The 16,494-nt window shown below is 40.7% G+C and carries 19 protein-coding genes; all 19 read left to right on the top strand.

Translation table 11 applies throughout. The annotated features are described in order from the left end of the window. Nucleotides 1-11: 11 nt before the first annotated feature. A complete protein-coding gene (locus tag ASG89_RS33610; RefSeq protein WP_082593765.1) occupies nucleotides 12-1,136 on the top strand; it encodes a protein-glutamate methylesterase/protein-glutamine glutaminase in 1,125 nt (374 codons plus the stop codon). A gap of 44 nt (nucleotides 1,137-1,180) precedes the next feature. After that, nucleotides 1,181-3,253, top strand: a complete 2,073-nt coding sequence (locus tag ASG89_RS33605) for a chemotaxis protein CheA (protein WP_057315685.1) — start codon at nucleotides 1,181-1,183, stop codon at nucleotides 3,251-3,253. A 27-nt stretch (nucleotides 3,254-3,280) separates the two neighbouring features. Continuing rightward, nucleotides 3,281-3,742: a chemotaxis protein CheW gene (locus ASG89_RS33600; RefSeq protein ID WP_057315684.1), complete on the top strand. Its 462-nt coding sequence runs from the start codon at nucleotides 3,281-3,283 to the stop codon at nucleotides 3,740-3,742. 3 nt (nucleotides 3,743-3,745) lie between these two features. After that, a complete protein-coding gene (locus ASG89_RS33595; RefSeq protein WP_057315683.1) occupies nucleotides 3,746-4,366 on the top strand; it encodes a chemotaxis protein CheC in 621 nt (206 codons plus the stop codon). Next, nucleotides 4,363-4,857: a chemotaxis protein CheD gene (locus ASG89_RS33590; RefSeq protein WP_057315682.1), complete on the top strand. Its 495-nt coding sequence runs from the start codon at nucleotides 4,363-4,365 to the stop codon at nucleotides 4,855-4,857. The genes ASG89_RS33595 and ASG89_RS33590 overlap by 4 nt, the downstream gene beginning before the upstream one ends. Further along, nucleotides 4,857-5,279 carry a hypothetical protein gene (locus ASG89_RS33585; RefSeq protein WP_057315681.1) on the top strand — a complete coding sequence of 141 codons (423 nt, stop codon included), beginning with the start codon at nucleotides 4,857-4,859 and terminating at the stop codon, nucleotides 5,277-5,279. The genes ASG89_RS33590 and ASG89_RS33585 overlap by 1 nt, the downstream gene beginning before the upstream one ends. 19 nt (nucleotides 5,280-5,298) lie before the next feature. Then, nucleotides 5,299-6,087, top strand: a complete 789-nt coding sequence (locus ASG89_RS33580) for a FliA/WhiG family RNA polymerase sigma factor (protein ID WP_057315680.1) — start codon at nucleotides 5,299-5,301, stop codon at nucleotides 6,085-6,087. A 28-nt stretch (nucleotides 6,088-6,115) separates the two neighbouring features. Further along, nucleotides 6,116-7,531: a DUF342 domain-containing protein gene (locus tag ASG89_RS33575; RefSeq protein ID WP_057315679.1), complete on the top strand. Its 1,416-nt coding sequence runs from the start codon at nucleotides 6,116-6,118 to the stop codon at nucleotides 7,529-7,531. Nucleotides 7,532-7,550: 19 nt separating this feature from the next. After that, nucleotides 7,551-7,871, top strand: coding sequence for a hypothetical protein (locus tag ASG89_RS33570; protein ID WP_057315678.1), 321 nt, complete (start codon nucleotides 7,551-7,553; stop codon nucleotides 7,869-7,871). 25 nt (nucleotides 7,872-7,896) lie between these two features. Further along, entirely contained in the window at nucleotides 7,897-8,478 is a 582-nt protein-coding gene (locus ASG89_RS33565; RefSeq protein ID WP_057315677.1) for a hypothetical protein, read from the top strand. Beyond that, complete coding sequence (locus ASG89_RS33560) at nucleotides 8,471-8,989, top strand: hypothetical protein (protein ID WP_057315676.1); 519 nt, start codon at nucleotides 8,471-8,473, stop codon at nucleotides 8,987-8,989. Before ASG89_RS33565 ends, ASG89_RS33560 begins: the two co-directional genes overlap by 8 nt. A gap of 246 nt (nucleotides 8,990-9,235) precedes the next feature. Continuing rightward, nucleotides 9,236-9,934 (top strand): 30S ribosomal protein S2, encoded by a 699-nt coding sequence (gene rpsB, locus ASG89_RS33555; protein WP_057315675.1) that lies wholly within the window; start codon nucleotides 9,236-9,238, stop codon nucleotides 9,932-9,934. Between the two features lie 115 nt (nucleotides 9,935-10,049). Beyond that, nucleotides 10,050-10,700, top strand: a complete 651-nt coding sequence (tsf, locus tag ASG89_RS33550) for a translation elongation factor Ts (RefSeq protein WP_057315674.1) — start codon at nucleotides 10,050-10,052, stop codon at nucleotides 10,698-10,700. A gap of 90 nt (nucleotides 10,701-10,790) precedes the next feature. Continuing rightward, complete coding sequence (pyrH, locus tag ASG89_RS33545) at nucleotides 10,791-11,516, top strand: UMP kinase (protein ID WP_056625013.1); 726 nt, start codon at nucleotides 10,791-10,793, stop codon at nucleotides 11,514-11,516. A 3-nt stretch (nucleotides 11,517-11,519) separates the two neighbouring features. Next, nucleotides 11,520-12,074 (top strand): ribosome recycling factor, encoded by a 555-nt coding sequence (gene frr, locus ASG89_RS33540; RefSeq protein ID WP_057315673.1) that lies wholly within the window; start codon nucleotides 11,520-11,522, stop codon nucleotides 12,072-12,074. Nucleotides 12,075-12,141: 67 nt separating this feature from the next. Beyond that, nucleotides 12,142-12,912, top strand: a complete 771-nt coding sequence (locus ASG89_RS33535; protein ID WP_082593764.1) for an isoprenyl transferase — start codon at nucleotides 12,142-12,144, stop codon at nucleotides 12,910-12,912. A gap of 74 nt (nucleotides 12,913-12,986) precedes the next feature. Beyond that, nucleotides 12,987-13,781 carry a phosphatidate cytidylyltransferase gene (locus ASG89_RS33530; protein WP_057315672.1) on the top strand — a complete coding sequence of 265 codons (795 nt, stop codon included), beginning with the start codon at nucleotides 12,987-12,989 and terminating at the stop codon, nucleotides 13,779-13,781. A 23-nt stretch (nucleotides 13,782-13,804) separates the two neighbouring features. Beyond that, entirely contained in the window at nucleotides 13,805-14,950 is a 1,146-nt protein-coding gene (locus ASG89_RS33525; RefSeq protein ID WP_057315671.1) for a 1-deoxy-D-xylulose-5-phosphate reductoisomerase, read from the top strand. 269 nt (nucleotides 14,951-15,219) lie between these two features. Continuing rightward, nucleotides 15,220-16,479, top strand: coding sequence for an RIP metalloprotease RseP (gene rseP / locus ASG89_RS33520; RefSeq protein ID WP_057315670.1), 1,260 nt, complete (start codon nucleotides 15,220-15,222; stop codon nucleotides 16,477-16,479). Nucleotides 16,480-16,494 lie beyond the last annotated feature (15 nt).

Below are 16,494 nucleotides of genomic sequence, written 5' to 3'. Positions count from 1 at the left end.
AGGGAAGCAGCTTGGCAATATATAACATTCTTGTCGTAGATGACTCCGTCTTTATGCGAAAAATAGTAAGTGATTTAATTTCAGAGAATACGCAATTTAAAGTCATTGGTACTGCTAAGAATGGTCAAGAAGCAATTGAACAAGTTAAGCTGCTTCGACCGGATGCTGTTACAATGGATATCGAAATGCCTATCATGAATGGATTGGATGCGCTTAAACAAATCATGGAAGAGCAACCAACTCCCGTTATTATGTTGAGCTCCTTAACGCAAGAAGGCGCTTCGGAGACAATTAGGGCATTGGAGTTGGGAGCAGTAGACTTTATTCGAAAGCCATCGGGTTCTATCTCACTGGATTTGTATAAAGTTAAGCTATTGCTGCATGAGAAACTGCTTATGGCCGTACGTTCGAAAATGAATGTTAGTCAATCAGCAAGTGTGCATTCGCCAGCAGTAAAAGTTAATCCTTTGTCTTTAAGATCCAAGATGCTGAAAGACAATTTGAAACAATCGGATTCAGTTGCTCAGTCTATTCCGACAACGACACATTTTAGTCATGTAGTTGCCATAGGGACTTCAACTGGTGGTCCGAGAGCCTTACATCAAGTTATCTCCAATATTCCTGCAGGATTTCCAGCACCCATTTTGATTGTTCAACACATGCCGCCAAACTTCACTAAATCACTAGCGCAACGTTTGAATGATATTTCTCAAATTAGGGTTGTTGAAGCGGCAGATGGTGAAGTTCTTCAAACATCGACTGCTTATGTGGCTCCCGGTGGATGGCATATGGTTATCCACAAAGATACAAACCGAACTTACAAAATCCGTTTAACTAAAGATGAACCTGTTTCCGGTCATCGACCCTCAGTAGATGTGATGTTTGAATCCTTACTAAGCATGAATGAATTAAAGCGACATGTCGTTTTGATGACTGGAATGGGAAGTGATGGGGCCAAAGGTATGCTTTCTTTGAGACAATCAGGAGCATCAACAACCATTGCTGAAGCGGAAGAAACTTGTGTTGTGTATGGAATGCCAAGAGCCGCTGTAGAAAATCAAGCTGCAATGCATGTGTTACCTCAGCAGGAAATTGCAGTTCGTTTATCTAGGTGTGTACAGAATGAAATGAACTAAAGGAAACATTGGGTACTGGATGATTCTATTGGAGGTGTGTGGTAGTGGAACTTAGTCAATATCTATCGATGTTTATCGATGAATCAAAAGAGCATTTGCAATCATTGAACGAAAATCTTCTTAATTTAGAAAGTAATCCGAAAGATATAAGTATTGTTCATAACATTTTTCGTTCAGCTCATACGTTAAAAGGGATGTCTGCAACGATGGGATTCGAGGACATCGCAGCACTTACACATGAAATGGAAAATGTGCTTGACCTTGTCCGTAATAGCAAAATTGATATGGATCCTTACATATTTGATTGCATTTTTAAAAGTTTGGATTCCTTGGAATCCATGGTTGAAGATATTATTCAAGGCGGGACAGGTAAAGCGGACGTAAGTCCAATTGTTACTTCACTGAGATCTATTGTAACGGGTGATTACAAAAAAGGCCAAGTTGCTACAACTACCGTTGCTGTAAAAGAACCAGCTAAAGGCATTGAAGTCGATGAGTTTCAATACTCAATTCTTCAACAGTCAATCGAATCAGGCTTTCTTGTTTTTTATATCGAAGTCAGTGTCAATGAAAACTGTGTGTTAAAAGCTGCGCGTGCTTATATGGTATTCGATGCCATGGAAAGAATGGGCGAGATTATTAAGTCAACGCCTTCCGTTCAAGAAATTGAGCAAGAGAAGTTTGATCGCTCGTTCTCGTTGTACTTTATTTCCAAAGTTGATCAAGCAACACTGGAAAAAGAAATACTAAATGTTTCTGAAATTGCTTCTGCTGTTATTATAGCCGTAGATACAGAATCTCTTGCAGAACTATCCCGACCAAATGTAGAGATTGAAACAGCTCGTCAAGAGATTGCTTCTGCTGTTGCGGCTACAGTGCCTGTAATGGATGCAGCTTCATCCAAAGCTTCAGAACCAGTTGCGAATGCGGGTGCTGCTAAACCAGCAGTAGGTGGTGCTCCTGTGGCAAGCCGCACGATACGTGTTGATATCGAACGTTTAGATACACTGATGAATTTATTCAGTGAGCTATTAATTGATCGTGTTCGACTCGAGCAATTAGCGAGTGAAGTGAAACGGAATGATTTAACCGAGACAGTAGAACATATGTCCCGCGTGAGCAGTGATTTGCAGAATATCGTTCTGAAGCTTCGCATGGTTCCTGTAGATTCAGTATTCAATAGATTCCCGCGTATGATCAGAGATCTAGCTAAATCCTTAGATAAAAAAGTAGATCTTGTGATTACTGGTGCTGATACAGAATTAGATCGAACAGTCATTGATGAAATCGGTGACCCGTTAGTTCATTTATTGCGAAATGCAGTTGATCACGGTATTGAATCGATCAGTGATCGTATAGCTGTAGGTAAACCAGAGCAAGGTACGATACAACTTCGTGCATTCCACAGCGGGAATCATGTATTTATTGAAATCGAAGAAGATGGTAAAGGGATTTACAGAGACAAAGTATTGAAAACAGCTCTGAAAAATGGCCTAGTTACCGCAGAACAAGCAGCTAAACTAACAGATCATGAAGTGTACAACCTGCTTTTCGCTTCAGGATTCAGTACGGCGGAGAAGATTTCAGATATTTCTGGACGTGGTGTAGGCTTAGATGTCGTGAAGACTAAGATTCAGATGCTCGGCGGACATGTTCAAGTAGATTCTAAGCCAGGCTTTGGAAGCAAGTTTTCCGTGCAGTTGCCACTGACACTTTCTATTATTTCAGCGATGTTGGTACGACTAGGCAGTGAGAAATATGCGATTCCATTATCATCAATTGTTGAAACATCAGCAGTTCAGAAATCGCAAATCCGTACTATCCAGGGTACTAAAATGATCGATTATCGCAAGACGGTCATCCCATTATTGTCCCTGAGCACCTTATTCCAAGTTCCTGATTTTAATGAGGATTTGGAAGAAGAAACGGAAATCGTTGTAGTTCGCAAAGGCGATAAACAAGTAGCACTTATGGTGGATGAATTTATTGGTCAACAAGAAATTGTGTTAAAAACCCTTGGTAAATACTTAACAGGAATTTTCGCGATTTCTGGGGCAACCATTCTTGGGGATGGACAAGTTGCTTTGATTATTGATCCGAATGCATTGATTAAATAAACCATATTCGTTAAGGAGGATTTGACAATGGGAGAAGAAAAAAAAGTAATTGTCTTCGCACTTGGATCGGAAGAGTATGGTGTTGAAGTAGAGAAGGTTAGAACGATCGAAAGAATGCAACCAATGACACGTGTACCCAAAGCACCAGAATTTATTAAGGGTGTTATCAATTTGCGTGGTATTGTAATTCCAATTATTGATTTGCGTGCTAGATTTGGACTTGAAGAGGTAGCAAGTACGGATGCAACACGTATTATTATCGTTTCTGCGGCTGAATTTGAAGTAGGTCTGATTGTAGACTCCGCAAACGATGTGATTGATGTGGATACTGATAATATTAATACTCCGCCAGAAGTTGTCGGTGGTATTAAAGCGAAATACTTAGATGGAATAGCTCGTGTAGGCGAAAGTCGATTATTGGTACTCCTAAATCTAGAGCAAGTTTTGAATCGCAGTGAAATTCAGCAGCTAGAAAGATTTGAGGAATAGCTTGTGGACGTTTTTAGCCAATTAGAGGATTTTCAATTAGATGTGCTTAAAGAAGTAGGTAACATTGGCGCAGGACATGCAGCGACTGCTCTTTCTACCTTACTGGATAAGCCGATTGATATGTTGGTTCCAAAAGTGAGAATGTTGCCTTTCGAAGAAATTTGCGAAAGTGTTGGTGGGGCTGAGACAGTCGTACTAGCCATCTTCTTACGAGTTGAAGGGGATGCCCCGGGAAATATGTTTTTCATTCTTGACTTGGATGCTGCCAAAAATATGCTTCATGATTTGGTTGGATTATCCATACCTGATCAAGAAGAGTATTCAGAGTTAGAATTATCAGCACTGAATGAAATTGGAAACATACTTGCCGGTTCTTATTTATCCTCGCTTGCTGATTTTACGAATTTAAATATGCAGCCGACGGTTCCAGCGCTGGCGATTGACATGGCTGGTGCAATTTTAAGCTATGGATTATTGCAATTTGGTCAAATGGGAGACCAGGCTCTACTCATTGATACTAAATTTTTGGAAGGGGAGAATGAAGTGCAAGGGCACTTTTTCTTAATCCCTGATCCGGAATCGTTTGGTAAAATCTTTTCGGCATTAGGGGTAGTCTCTCCATGACGCTAGAAAACTTAGTTAAAGTAGGTATGGCTGACTTGAATGTTGCTCATCAAATCGGTGTTTTGAAGACAACAGGATTAGGTTCTTGTGTAGGTGTTACCCTATATGACAGCCGATCAAAAGTAGCAGGTATGGCACATGTCATGCTGCCTTCATCTGAAATAGCGCGAGAAGGTTCATTAAATATCGCAAAGTATGCAGATACGGCTATTCCAGAGCTTATTTCGAGAATGGAAAAGCTTGGAGCCAATATTAATAAGCTTGAAGCCAAGCTGGCTGGTGGTGCTCAAATGTTTGCATTTGCCGGAAATAATGATACGATGAGAATCGGACCGAGGAATGTAGAATCTTGTAAAGAAATGTTGAATCGATACAAGATTCCTATTCTGTCAGAGGATACAGGAGCAAATTATGGACGTACGATTGAGTTCTTTAGTGCGACAGGGATCCTCTTGATCCGTAGTGTTCAATTGGGAGTAAAGGAAATTTAATGATGATTGGAACTATACGAATAAATCTCATCGTAGCTTTGTTAGCTGGAATTTTTACATTTACCTTATCTATAGGTAACAATCTGTTTTTATCATCCTGCATCAAAGCCGGATATTGCTTTCTTATTCTATTCGTTCTAACATTTGGATTTAGATGGGTATTAGGGTTATTAATTGGACCTGTTTCCTCACTTGAGGATTCATCGCTCGTTAACTCCTCATCCGAGGTAGGTCAAAACTTAGATTTAAGTACTCCTGATGAGGATGAGGAAACACGCCAATTAATGAAGTCGAACCACACAAAGGATGCACATTCTAATGATATGCAATTTTCACCATTGAATCCACCTAAGCTAGTCACCAAGAATAATTTAGACCCTGAACAACTGGCGGGTGCCTTGAGGCGAATGTCTGAAGATTAAGGATGGTGTATCATTAATCATGATTGACCAAAAGCAAGTTCAGCTTGCCAATATTGATTTGTGGAAACAGTGGAAAGAACAAGGGGTCATTGCGGCAAGACAAGCTCTAATAGAGAACTATTTACCATTAGTTGAGTATGTTTCAGGGCGATTAGCTATTGGTCTTCCCAAAAGTGTTTCCAAAGATGACTTATCTAGTTTTGGAGTAATGGGTCTAATCGATGCTGTTGAGAAGTTTGATTATGCAAGAGGGTTACAATTTGAAACCTATGCATCATGGAGAATCCGCGGGTCAATCATTGATGGCCTACGACAAGGGGACTGGGTTCCAAGGTCTGTTAGGGAAAAAGCCAAAAAAGTAGAAGACGCTTATCAAAAGCTCGAACAACAATATCTTCGAACCGTTACAGATTCGGAGATAAGCACGTATTTACAAATTACCGAACAAGATTTCCAACAAATGTTACAGGATATCTCGGTAACGACGATTTGTTCAATTGATGATCCTATTCGTGAAGAAGAATCTGAGACCAGATTATCCCTCATAGTTGATGAGAAAGCCAAAAATCCGGAGTCTCAAGTAAACGAGTTTTATCTAAAAGAATCATTGGCGAAAGCTATTGATCGCTTGACAGAAAAAGAAAGAACAGTTGTTTCATTATTTTACTTCGAAGAATTATCATTAAGTGAAATTGCTGAGGTTATGTGCTTATCTCCATCTCGTATTTCTCAATTGCATTCTAAAGCGATCTTAAGACTAAAAGGTGTGCTCGGACGATTTAAAAATCAACTTTTTCAAGATAATTAAACTTATTCTGAAAGTATGGAAAGGTGGTATGTACGTGAGTGAAGGGAACATGCCTTTGGATTTCTTCATAAGTATCACGGTGTCAGATGACAAGTTATCTGCTCATTTACTTATCAGTAATACTGAAGATACGTTTAAAGTCTCAATTGGGCAATTATTAGACCTGGTTCAAAAAAATCATATTATTCATGGTGTAAATCAAGTCGTACTTGCAGAAATTGCAGACAATCCGAAATCTTTTTCGAATAAAAAGACACTTATTGCTACGGGAACTAAACAGCTTGATGGTCAAAATGGGTATATTAAATTATCTTTTGACTTCGATGACAACGAAAAAAAACCCTTGGAGTTGGAAGATGGCCGGGTCAATTATAAAGAAGTCGTATCCATTCATAATGTTAGAAAAGGGCAATTGATTGGTCAACGGTTTTTAGCTACAGCTGGCACGCCAGGTCGTGCAGTTACTGGTGAAACGCTTTTTTCAAAATCAGGTAAAGAAGCTAGATTCAAAGTAGGTAAAAATGTTGTAACAGATGCCGAGCAGATGGGGCTTTACGCAACGATTGATGGCATGGTAGTTCGAACGGATCGGGATAAAATAAATGTTTTCCCTGTTTATGAGATTAATGGGGATGTTGATTATAATATTGGTAACATTGACTTCATAGGTACTGTTGTTGTAAGAGGCAATGTATTGCCAGGTTTCAAAATTCGAGCAGCTGGAGACATTCGTGTCATCGGTGGCGTAGAAGCCGCGGAGCTTGAAGCAGAAGGATCTATTGAAATCTCGGCGGGTATTGTAGGGCAAAATAAAGCTTTGATAAAAGCTGGCAAGAATGTGAAGAGTTCTTTCGTCCAAGATGCCACGATTGAAGTTTCTGGGGAACTAAATGTTTCTCAAAGCATCATGCATTCGACGGTGAGAGCAGGTAGCAGTGTCAACTGTGTTGGAGCAAAAGGCTTAATCGTAGGCGGTACTATTCAAGCTGGAGAACGTGTAACGGCTAGAACAATTGGGAATTCAATGTCAACTGCTACGAGTATTGAAGTCGGTGTTCTGCCAGAACTGCGTAATGAAATGATTCAACTTCGTAATCAACTAAAGTCACTGATTGAAAATATGGAGAAATCGGATAAAGCGCTTTCTTTATTAGATCAATTAGCTGCAATTGGTCAATTGAGTCCAGATAAACTTGCCATGCGTATTAAACTAAATAATACGAAGAAGCAGTCGGTGGATGAACAAGTGTCGATCAAGGAACGAATTTTGGAAATTGAAAAATCTCTTGAGGATTCAGAGAATGCGAAGGTTCAAGTTATTTCGACGATTTATGGAGGGACCAAAATCGTCATTGGTCGTTACACGAAATTTATTAAAGATCCAACGAACCGAATGACATTCCGCTTAAGTGAAGGCGACATTGTCATGAGTGCCAATGTGTAAGTGTGGGAGGGAGTAGACGATGAGTTTTAAAGCCATCGATTTACAATTCGCTGTACACAAAAATGATGAGGCTGGTATTAAACAGAATCAATTGATGCAGAAGCCGCGGCAAGATGGAACGATTTTAGAAAATCAAGCTACGTTAACAACGGAACGTGATCGAGGACGTGCCAGTAAACTCGAAGAGAGTGGGCGCGCGGATATCAAGGATCGTCGTGAACAGAAAAAAACGCAAATAGGTAAAAGTAAGACAAGGGGGCAATTAAATAACCTTTCTACGGAGTCGGAACAACATCCTGATCATCCCTATAAAGGTCATCATATTGACTTTTCCCTCTAACTTGCTATAGGAAAAGGTGAACTTTATGGTTATGCAGCCGGTGCTCTACGTCATCCTTCTCGGTCTTGTGATGATTGTTTATGCAAGATTTATACCGAAGGAACAAACGACGGCTTCATCCGCAAATGCTACAGTTGTGCAGGAAATCGAAGATACGATAGAACACTTCGCGGCTGAGATGGATGAGCAAAATCAGGCCATGCTCGATCTATTTTCAAAGACAAAGCAAGATTATGAAGTGGAGCTTGCTAAGTTAGCTCGACGTTTGGAAACCTTGGAGAGACAGAAGCACGAACTGTCCAAAGAACTTACAACTCTTCATGTGACTCAGCAACCCGTTCTTTCTCCTGCTGAGATGCTGAGTGCTCTTAACTCGTCTAATCATGGGATTCCTGCGTCTGTAAACGTACTCGAATTAACTCCTGCTCCTCTTCCTGAGGAGCCAGTCTATGTAGGATTAAGCATGAAGCTCAGATATTCCGAATTATTTATGTTACATGATCAAGGTAAAAGCGTGGAGGCTATTGCCAAAAAGCTTAGTATGAATAAAGGCGAGGTCAGTTTGATCCTTCAGCTTTCAAGACAGGAGGAACGGACTCGTGTTTAAAAATAAAGCCTTAGTGACTGGTATTGGTATAGGTATCATTGTTGGTGCTCTTCTTCTTCAAGTGATGCTGATTCGTCCAAGTAGTCCTAGCAAGTCAGGTATATCTTTGGAGGAGATGGATCCACAAAAGCTCAAGGAAGAAGCCTCTAAATACTATGTAGTGCTTGAGAAAAATGTGAAGATATACACGCAAGCGGAGTTAGATACTGCCATCCAGAAGAAATTAAAAGAAGAAACGGATAAGTTAGCAGCGGCTAAACCATCTGAGCAACCTAAAGCGACTTCGCCTACTGCGCCTGTCAAGATCGTTATTTATGTACAGCCTAATCTAGACGCAACAGCTGTTGCAGATCTTCTTGTTAATTCTGGCGTAATCACCGATCGTAAAGCGTTCGTTACAGAGCTTGATAAACAAGGTGGAAATACTAAAATTCAAGTTGGATACCACGAGTTTGTTGGTGTCACGGATTTGCAAGCGATTGTTTCGAATCTGATTGCCAAACAACAATGATAATTCTTTCAAAAGGATCTTTTTATGAGATCTTTTTTTGTTTCCGGCACATAAACGTACCAATTCAAGGGAAGAATGACATTCAGGATAAAAGGTTGCACCTTGTATTTAGTTGTGGTATATTTATTCACGGTGTTAAAAACTCACGCCCGTCAATTTGCATAATGGTGCTTACTTCGGTAAGTTTTATGCAAAAATGCGAGGGGCGGCGGATACCAAATAAACCATTTAGAGGAGGGATTGGGGATGGCAGTTATCTCCATGAAACAGCTTTTAGAAGCTGGCGTACATTTCGGTCACCAAACACGTCGTTGGAACCCGAAAATGGACAAGTATATCTTTACTGAAAGAAACGGTATTTACATCATCGATCTTCAAAAAACGGTTAAAAAAGTTGAAGAAGCATACAACTTTGTTAAATCCGTATCCGAAGACAATGGTACAATCCTTTTCGTAGGAACTAAAAAACAAGCCCAAGATTCCGTTGCTGAAGAAGCAGAACGTTGTGGCATGTACTTCATCAACCAACGTTGGTTGGGTGGTACATTGACTAACTTTGCTACAATTCAAAAACGTATCGACCGTTTGAAAACTCTTGAAAGATGGGAAGAGGATGGCACTTTCGAAGTTCTTCCTAAGAAAGAAGTTATCATTCTTCGCAAAGAGAAAGAGCGTCTTGAGAAATTCCTAGGTGGAATCAAGAACATGAAAGGTTTGCCAAGTGCACTTTTCATTATCGATCCTCGCAAAGAGCGTATTGCTGTAGCAGAAGCTCGTAAATTGGGTATCCCAATCGTTGGTATCGTTGATACAAACTGCGATCCAGACGAAATTGATTACGTGATTCCTGGTAACGATGATGCGATTCGCGCAGTTAAATTGTTAACAGCGAAAATTGCTGATGCAGTTATCGAAGCACACCAAGGCGAGCAAACAACAGCTTAAATTATAGCAATGTGAAAAGGGTGGTTGGAAGGTGTAACAGCCTGTCACCACCCTTTTTTTAAAGAATAAACTAGTGTTACATATAAACAATACTATTTCACAGGAGGTTTCTTACATGGCAGTTACAGCAGCTCAAGTAAAAGAATTACGTGAAAAAACAGGTGCAGGAATGTTAGATTGCAAGAAAGCACTTGAAGAAGCAAATGGTGATATCACGAAAGCAGGAGAACTTCTTCGTGAGAAAGGTCTATCAGCAGCAGCTAACAAAGCTGGACGTATTGCTACAGAAGGCGCTGTAGAATCTTACATCCACGCTGGTGGTAAAGTTGGCGTTCTTGTTGAAATTAACTGTGAAACGGACTTCGTTGGTAAAACAGAGCAATTCAGAACTTTCTGCAGAGACATTGCTATGCACATCGCAGCAGCAAACCCATCTTATGTTCGTCGTGAAGAAGTTCCAACAGAAGCTTTGGAAAAAGAAAAAGAAATTCTTCGTAACCAAGCTTTGAATGAAGGCAAACCAGAGAAAATCATCGACAAAATGGTTGAAGGCCGTATTGGTAAATACTATGAAGAGTTCTGCTTAATGGAGCAAGCATTCATTAAAGATCCAGACAAAACAATCGACCAATTGTTGAATGAGAAAATCGCAGCTATCGGCGAGAACATCTCCATTCGTCGTTTCGTTCGTTTCGGTCTTGGTGAAGGTCTTGAGAAAAAACAAGAGAACTTTGCGGAAGAAGTTATGTCCCAAGTTAAACTATAATAGGTATTCAAAAAGTTGGAACACTTGGTGTTCCTTCTTTTTTAGCCCTTAAAGATATGAAGTTATGCATGGAAACGGAGGTCATACAAGTTGGGTCAACCTTTTTATAAAAGAATAGTGCTTAAATTGAGCGGAGAAGCTTTAGCCGGACAACAGGGATATGGCATTGATTCAGAAGTGATTACCTCCATTGCTCAGCAAGTGAAGGATGTTGTAGAATTAAATGTAGAAGTTGCAATCGTTGTTGGTGGCGGGAATATCTGGCGTGGAATTGCAGGTAGTGAAAAGGGAATGGATCGTGCAACAGCGGATTATATGGGAATGTTGGCTACTGTCATGAATTCACTTGCTTTGCAAGATGCACTGGAAAACCTAGAGGTACCAACAAGAGTTCAGTCCTCCATTACAATGCAACAAGTTGCTGAACCTTACATACGTAGAAGAGCAATGCGTCATCTTGAAAAGGGCAGAGTTGTTATTTTTGCCGCGGGAACTGGTAATCCCTACTTCTCAACGGATACAACAGCTGCTTTGAGAGCTGCAGAAATTGAAGCAGAAGTCATTCTTATGGCTAAAAACAAAGTGGACGGCGTCTATTCAGCTGATCCATTCAAAGATCCAACAGCGAAGAAATTCGAAACGTTAACCTATATGGAAGTAATAAGTAATAACCTTGGTGTCATGGACTCCACTGCATCTTCCCTTTGTATGGATAACAACATTCCGTTGGTTGTTTTTAATATCACGGAAAAAGGGAATATCAAACGAGTGGTCCTTGGCGATAAAATTGGGACTACAGTTAAAGGGAGCGTATAAACCATGCCTCAATCAGTGAAGAAGAACGCAGAAGATCGGATGGATAAAGCAATAGGAGCGCTAAGAAGAGATTTGACTTCTCTTCGTGCGGGACGTGCTACGCCATCGCTATTAGATCGTATTCAAGTGGAATACTATGGCGCAATGACGCCAGTGAATCAATTAGCTAATTTGACTACTCCGGATTCACGCACACTTCTCATTCAACCATGGGATAAGAGCTCTATGTCTTCTATTGAGAAGGCAATTATGAAGTCCGATTTAGGTTTAACACCATCGAATGACGGTATTGTTATTCGTATTGTTATTCCAGCATTAACAGAAGAGCGTCGTAATGACTTGGTGAAAATGACGAAGAAATTTGGCGAAGAAGCCAAAATTGCGATTCGTAATATTCGTCGTGATGCAAACGACGAAATTAAAAAGCTGGAAAAAGCAGGTATTTCTGAGGATGAGTCTCGTAAGCATCAAGAGGACATTCAGAAATTTACTGATAAATTCGTAGCTGAAGTTGAGAAAGTTTTGGCTGCTAAAGAAAAAGAAATCATGGAAGTATAAGATAGATATGCCCCCGGGTATTCATTGGCGGGGGTTTTTCATCTTTCCCTAGTTGGGAGGAACAACTGTGCTCAAGCTATTTAAGAAATGGTTAATACCAACACGTAAGCAAGTGAGTGGAACAACTGAAATAGAGTTGGACAAAGTACCTGCGCATGTAGCAATTATTATGGATGGAAATGGTCGATGGGCCAAACAAAGAGGATTGCCTCGTGTAGCGGGTCATCACTCGGGCATGAAAAATGTAAAGAAGATTACAATGGCAGCGAATGATATTGGTGTCAAAGTATTAACGATGTATGCATTTTCAACTGAAAATTGGAAGCGCCCGAAAGAAGAAGTCGAGTTTCTTATGAAGCTGCCCCAAGAGTTTTTCCCTTTGGAGATTGAAGAATTAATTCAGAACAATGTGCGTATTCGAATGACTGGTTGGAAAGATGGTCTACCTGACTATACACTGAAAGCTATAGAAGGTGCGATCGAACGAACGAAAGATAACACGGGTCTTATTTTGAATTTTGCTTTAAATTATGGCGGACGTAAGGAAATCATTGCAGGTGTTCAGGACATGATGAAGGACCTGCAAAACGGAAACTTGAATCCGGATGAGTTGGACGAATCTCTCTTTTCATCCTATATGTTAACGTCAGATTTGCCTGACCCCGATTTGTTAATTCGTACTAGTGGGGAATTGCGATTGAGCAACTTTTTACTTTGGCAATTAGCTTATTCGGAATTATGGTTCACAGATGCCTATTGGCCAGAATTCACAGAGGACTTATTTATGCAAGCTATTGCTGAATATCAGCGCCGCGCAAGAAGATACGGTGGTATTTAACATCTGATTGTGTAATCGTTTTTCACTAAAAGGATGGCTTAGAGATAAACGATGTTCATCTAGGGGGATTCAACTTGAAACAAAGGATCATAACAGGCGTAATTGCCGGTCTTGCATTTATTACTCTTCTAGTACTTGGTGATTTGTGGTATGCAGGCTTAATCGTACTCGTTTCGATTATTGGATACCGCGAGTACTTACAAATGAATGGGTATATGCCATTTAAACTCACAGCTGTTGCTGGACTCGTAGCTATATTATGTCTAACGATCCCATGGGGGTTGTTAGGTATAACGTGGACATTCTCGTTTACAAGTGTAATTTGGTTCGCCATGTTTTTGCTGCTTTTCATTACAGTAGCTTCCAAGAACAAAATAACGATTGATCAAGTATCTGTGATATTACTAGGTGTCGTATACATTGGATTTGGTTTCAACTACATGATTGAGGCTCGTTTGGCGGATAATGGTCTGTTTTGGACGATTATGGTGTTTGTTTGTATCTGGGCATCGGATGCTGGTGCATATTTTGTTGGTTCGAAGTTAGGTAAGCACCCTCTGTGGCCACAAATAAGTCCAAAAAAGTCGATTGAAGGAGCTCTCGGCGGAGTAGTTATTGCGATGATATTGGCCGTATGCTTTGCTTTGTACGCACCGGATCTCTTAAGTGTAGGGAAAGCACTTTTATTAGGATTTGTTATTGCTGTAGTAGGGCAAATTGGTGATTTAATTCAATCCGCCTATAAGCGTGTTAAAGGAATTAAAGACACGGGAACTCTGCTGCCAGGTCATGGTGGCGTACTCGATCGGATGGATAGTTGGTTAATAGTATTCCCCTTTATCTATCTGCTCAATTTGATTCCTAACTAATTCTCATGAGCGGGGTTGAACGTATGAAGAAAATTGCCATCTTGGGTTCGACAGGATCCATTGGTACTCAAACCTTGGATCTTGTACAGCATTCGCCAGAAAAGTTTCAAGTCGAAGCGATATCTGCTGGGTATAACAGTGAGCTCGTCATTGAACAGGCCAAACAATTTCGACCTAAACTCGTGTCCGTTGCTACGAAGGAATTGGCTGAAACGGTTGCTAGCCAAATTCCAGCAAGTATTAAGGTTCTGTATGGCGAAGCTGGTTTGTTGGAGGTCGCTGCTGCCACAGATGCGGATTTGCTTGTAAGTGCACTTGTTGGGAGTCAAGGACTACGACCAACATTAGCCGCAATTGAAGCGGGTAAAGATATTGGACTAGCTAACAAGGAGACATTAGTGAGTGCGGGACACATTGTTACTGAAGCTGTTTCTCGCAAAGGGGTTGCCTTATTACCTATTGATAGTGAGCATTCTGCGATATTTCAGTGCTTAAATGGTGAGACACGTTCACAAATTGCTCAAATCACGATTACGGCTTCAGGTGGATCTTTCCGTGATCGTACGAGGGAACAATTAGTGGGTGTTACTGTGGAGGATGCACTAAAGCATCCGAATTGGTCAATGGGCGCCAAAATCACGATTGACTCCGCTACGATGGTGAATAAAGGACTTGAAGTCATGGAAGCGCATTGGCTTTTTGGTTTGGCATATGAGGATATCAAAGTTTTGCTTCATCCGGAAAGTGTCATTCACTCTTACGTTGAATTTGTTGATCATAGTGTCATTGCGCAGTTAGGTAATCCAGATATGCGGGTTCCCATTCAGTATGCGTTAACGTATCCAGATCGTTATCCTACACCAACAACTAGGTTAGATCTAGCCGCAATCGGTAAACTTCATTTCCGTGAAATGGATTATACACGATTCCCTTGCTTACGTATGGCCTTTGAAAGTGGTAAACAAGGTGGAAGTACACCTACTGTGTATAATGCGGCTAATGAAATTGCAGTGGCTCGTTTCCTTAAGGGTGATATTTCATTTCTACAAATTGAGGATATTATCGAAGCTTCTTTGCAAAAACATGAGTCATATGCTACTCCTACAATTGAGGTTATTCACGAACAAGATCAATGGGCTAGATCGTTTGCAGCGTCTATCCGTTTCTAAAAGTCAGGAAGAGGTGTGGTCAGCTTGCATGGCTCAGCTCTTCTTTTCAATTTCCGACGCCGAGGCTGGAGTAAAGTCTAATTATTTCTCTGAGTTCGTATAATGACCTGAGCAGGCATAGCTTGTATTCAGATGTTCAATAGTGGTAATCTAAGAACAAGAACAGCTGATCTGAAGTAGTGCTTAGAAGGCAAGCTCTTTAAGCGAAAGCGTAGGTCATTGCTACATAGGATAGTTTTCTGAAGAAAACCCGAAGGAGGAAATACGACTTGTCGGCTATTGAAGTTGGGTTAAAGGTTATTCTGCTGTTTTTCGTTCTTGTTACGATTCATGAATGGGGTCATTTTTACTTTGCAAAACGTGCAGGTATTTTAGTTCGTGAATTTGCGATTGGCTTCGGTCCCAAAATATTCTCATATAAAAAAGGGGAAACCCGATATACGTTACGGATTTTACCGATTGGTGGATTTGTTCGTATGGCAGGTGAAGACCCAGAACTTGTTCAAGTTAACCCTGGACAGACAGTTGCAATTAAATTAAACAAACAGAATGAAGTTACATTTTTATATCTTGATCAATTAGATCGTCGTTCTAACGTTATCATGGGTGTCGTGGAACAAATTGATATAGAGAGAGCACTTCGCGTATCTCTTGATGTTGACGGTGAGAAAGTGACTTACCCGATTGATCCGCAAGCCATGATGGTGACGAAGGGAACAGAAACCCAAATAGCTCCCTATGATCGTCAGTTCGGCTCGAAATCTGTAGGGAAACGTGCCATTGCTATCGTTATGGGACCAGTCATGAATTTTATCTTGGCCATTGTCTTGTTCTTCATTGTTGTAATAATGTCCGGTGTGTTCACGAATGTAAAGCTAGATTCTGTACTCGCTGGTAAAGCGGGTGAGAAGTCAGGCCTACAGAAAGGCGACATCATCATGTCCATTGATAAACAGCCAATCGGAGATGATCGGGAGAAACTCGTTACTTCGATACAAGCTTCGGCCGGGAAGCCAATGACATGGGTGATTGATCGCGCGGGTAATCCAATTACACTTCAAGTAACCCCAGAGATGGAAGCAGGTGCTGGGAAGCTTGGTGTTGTTATAAGCGGTGACCGCAGAAGCGCTACGTTGGGGGAAGTATTTACAGGGACCTATGATCAAGTAGTGGGTACAACCATTGGAATCGTAACAGGTTTGCAAAAATTAGTGATGCTTCAATTCAAATTAGATGATCTCGGTGGACCTGTAAGAACTGCTCAGGTATCTGCTGAATTTGCTAAAATGGGATTGACTTACTTAATTTCTTGGGCGGCCACTTTAAGCTTATATCTAGGTATTTTTAATTTATTGCCAATCCCTGCACTAGACGGAAGCCGACTCCTTTTCATGGGCTTAGAAGCATTGAGAGGAAAACCGATAGACCCGAACCGAGAGAGTATGGTTCATTTTGTTGGTTTTGCACTCCTTATGCTGTTGATGGTTGCTGTTACTTACAATGATATTTTACGATTGATTAAGGGATAGTCCTAATCTATGGGA

This window comes from Paenibacillus sp. Soil766, from assembly GCF_001428105.1.
In the GTDB taxonomy this organism is placed as follows: Bacteria; Bacillota; Bacilli; order Paenibacillales; family NBRC-103111; genus Paenibacillus_E.
Note: the sequence above shows the minus strand (reverse complement) of the source record. Positions and strands in the feature narration are given on the sequence as shown.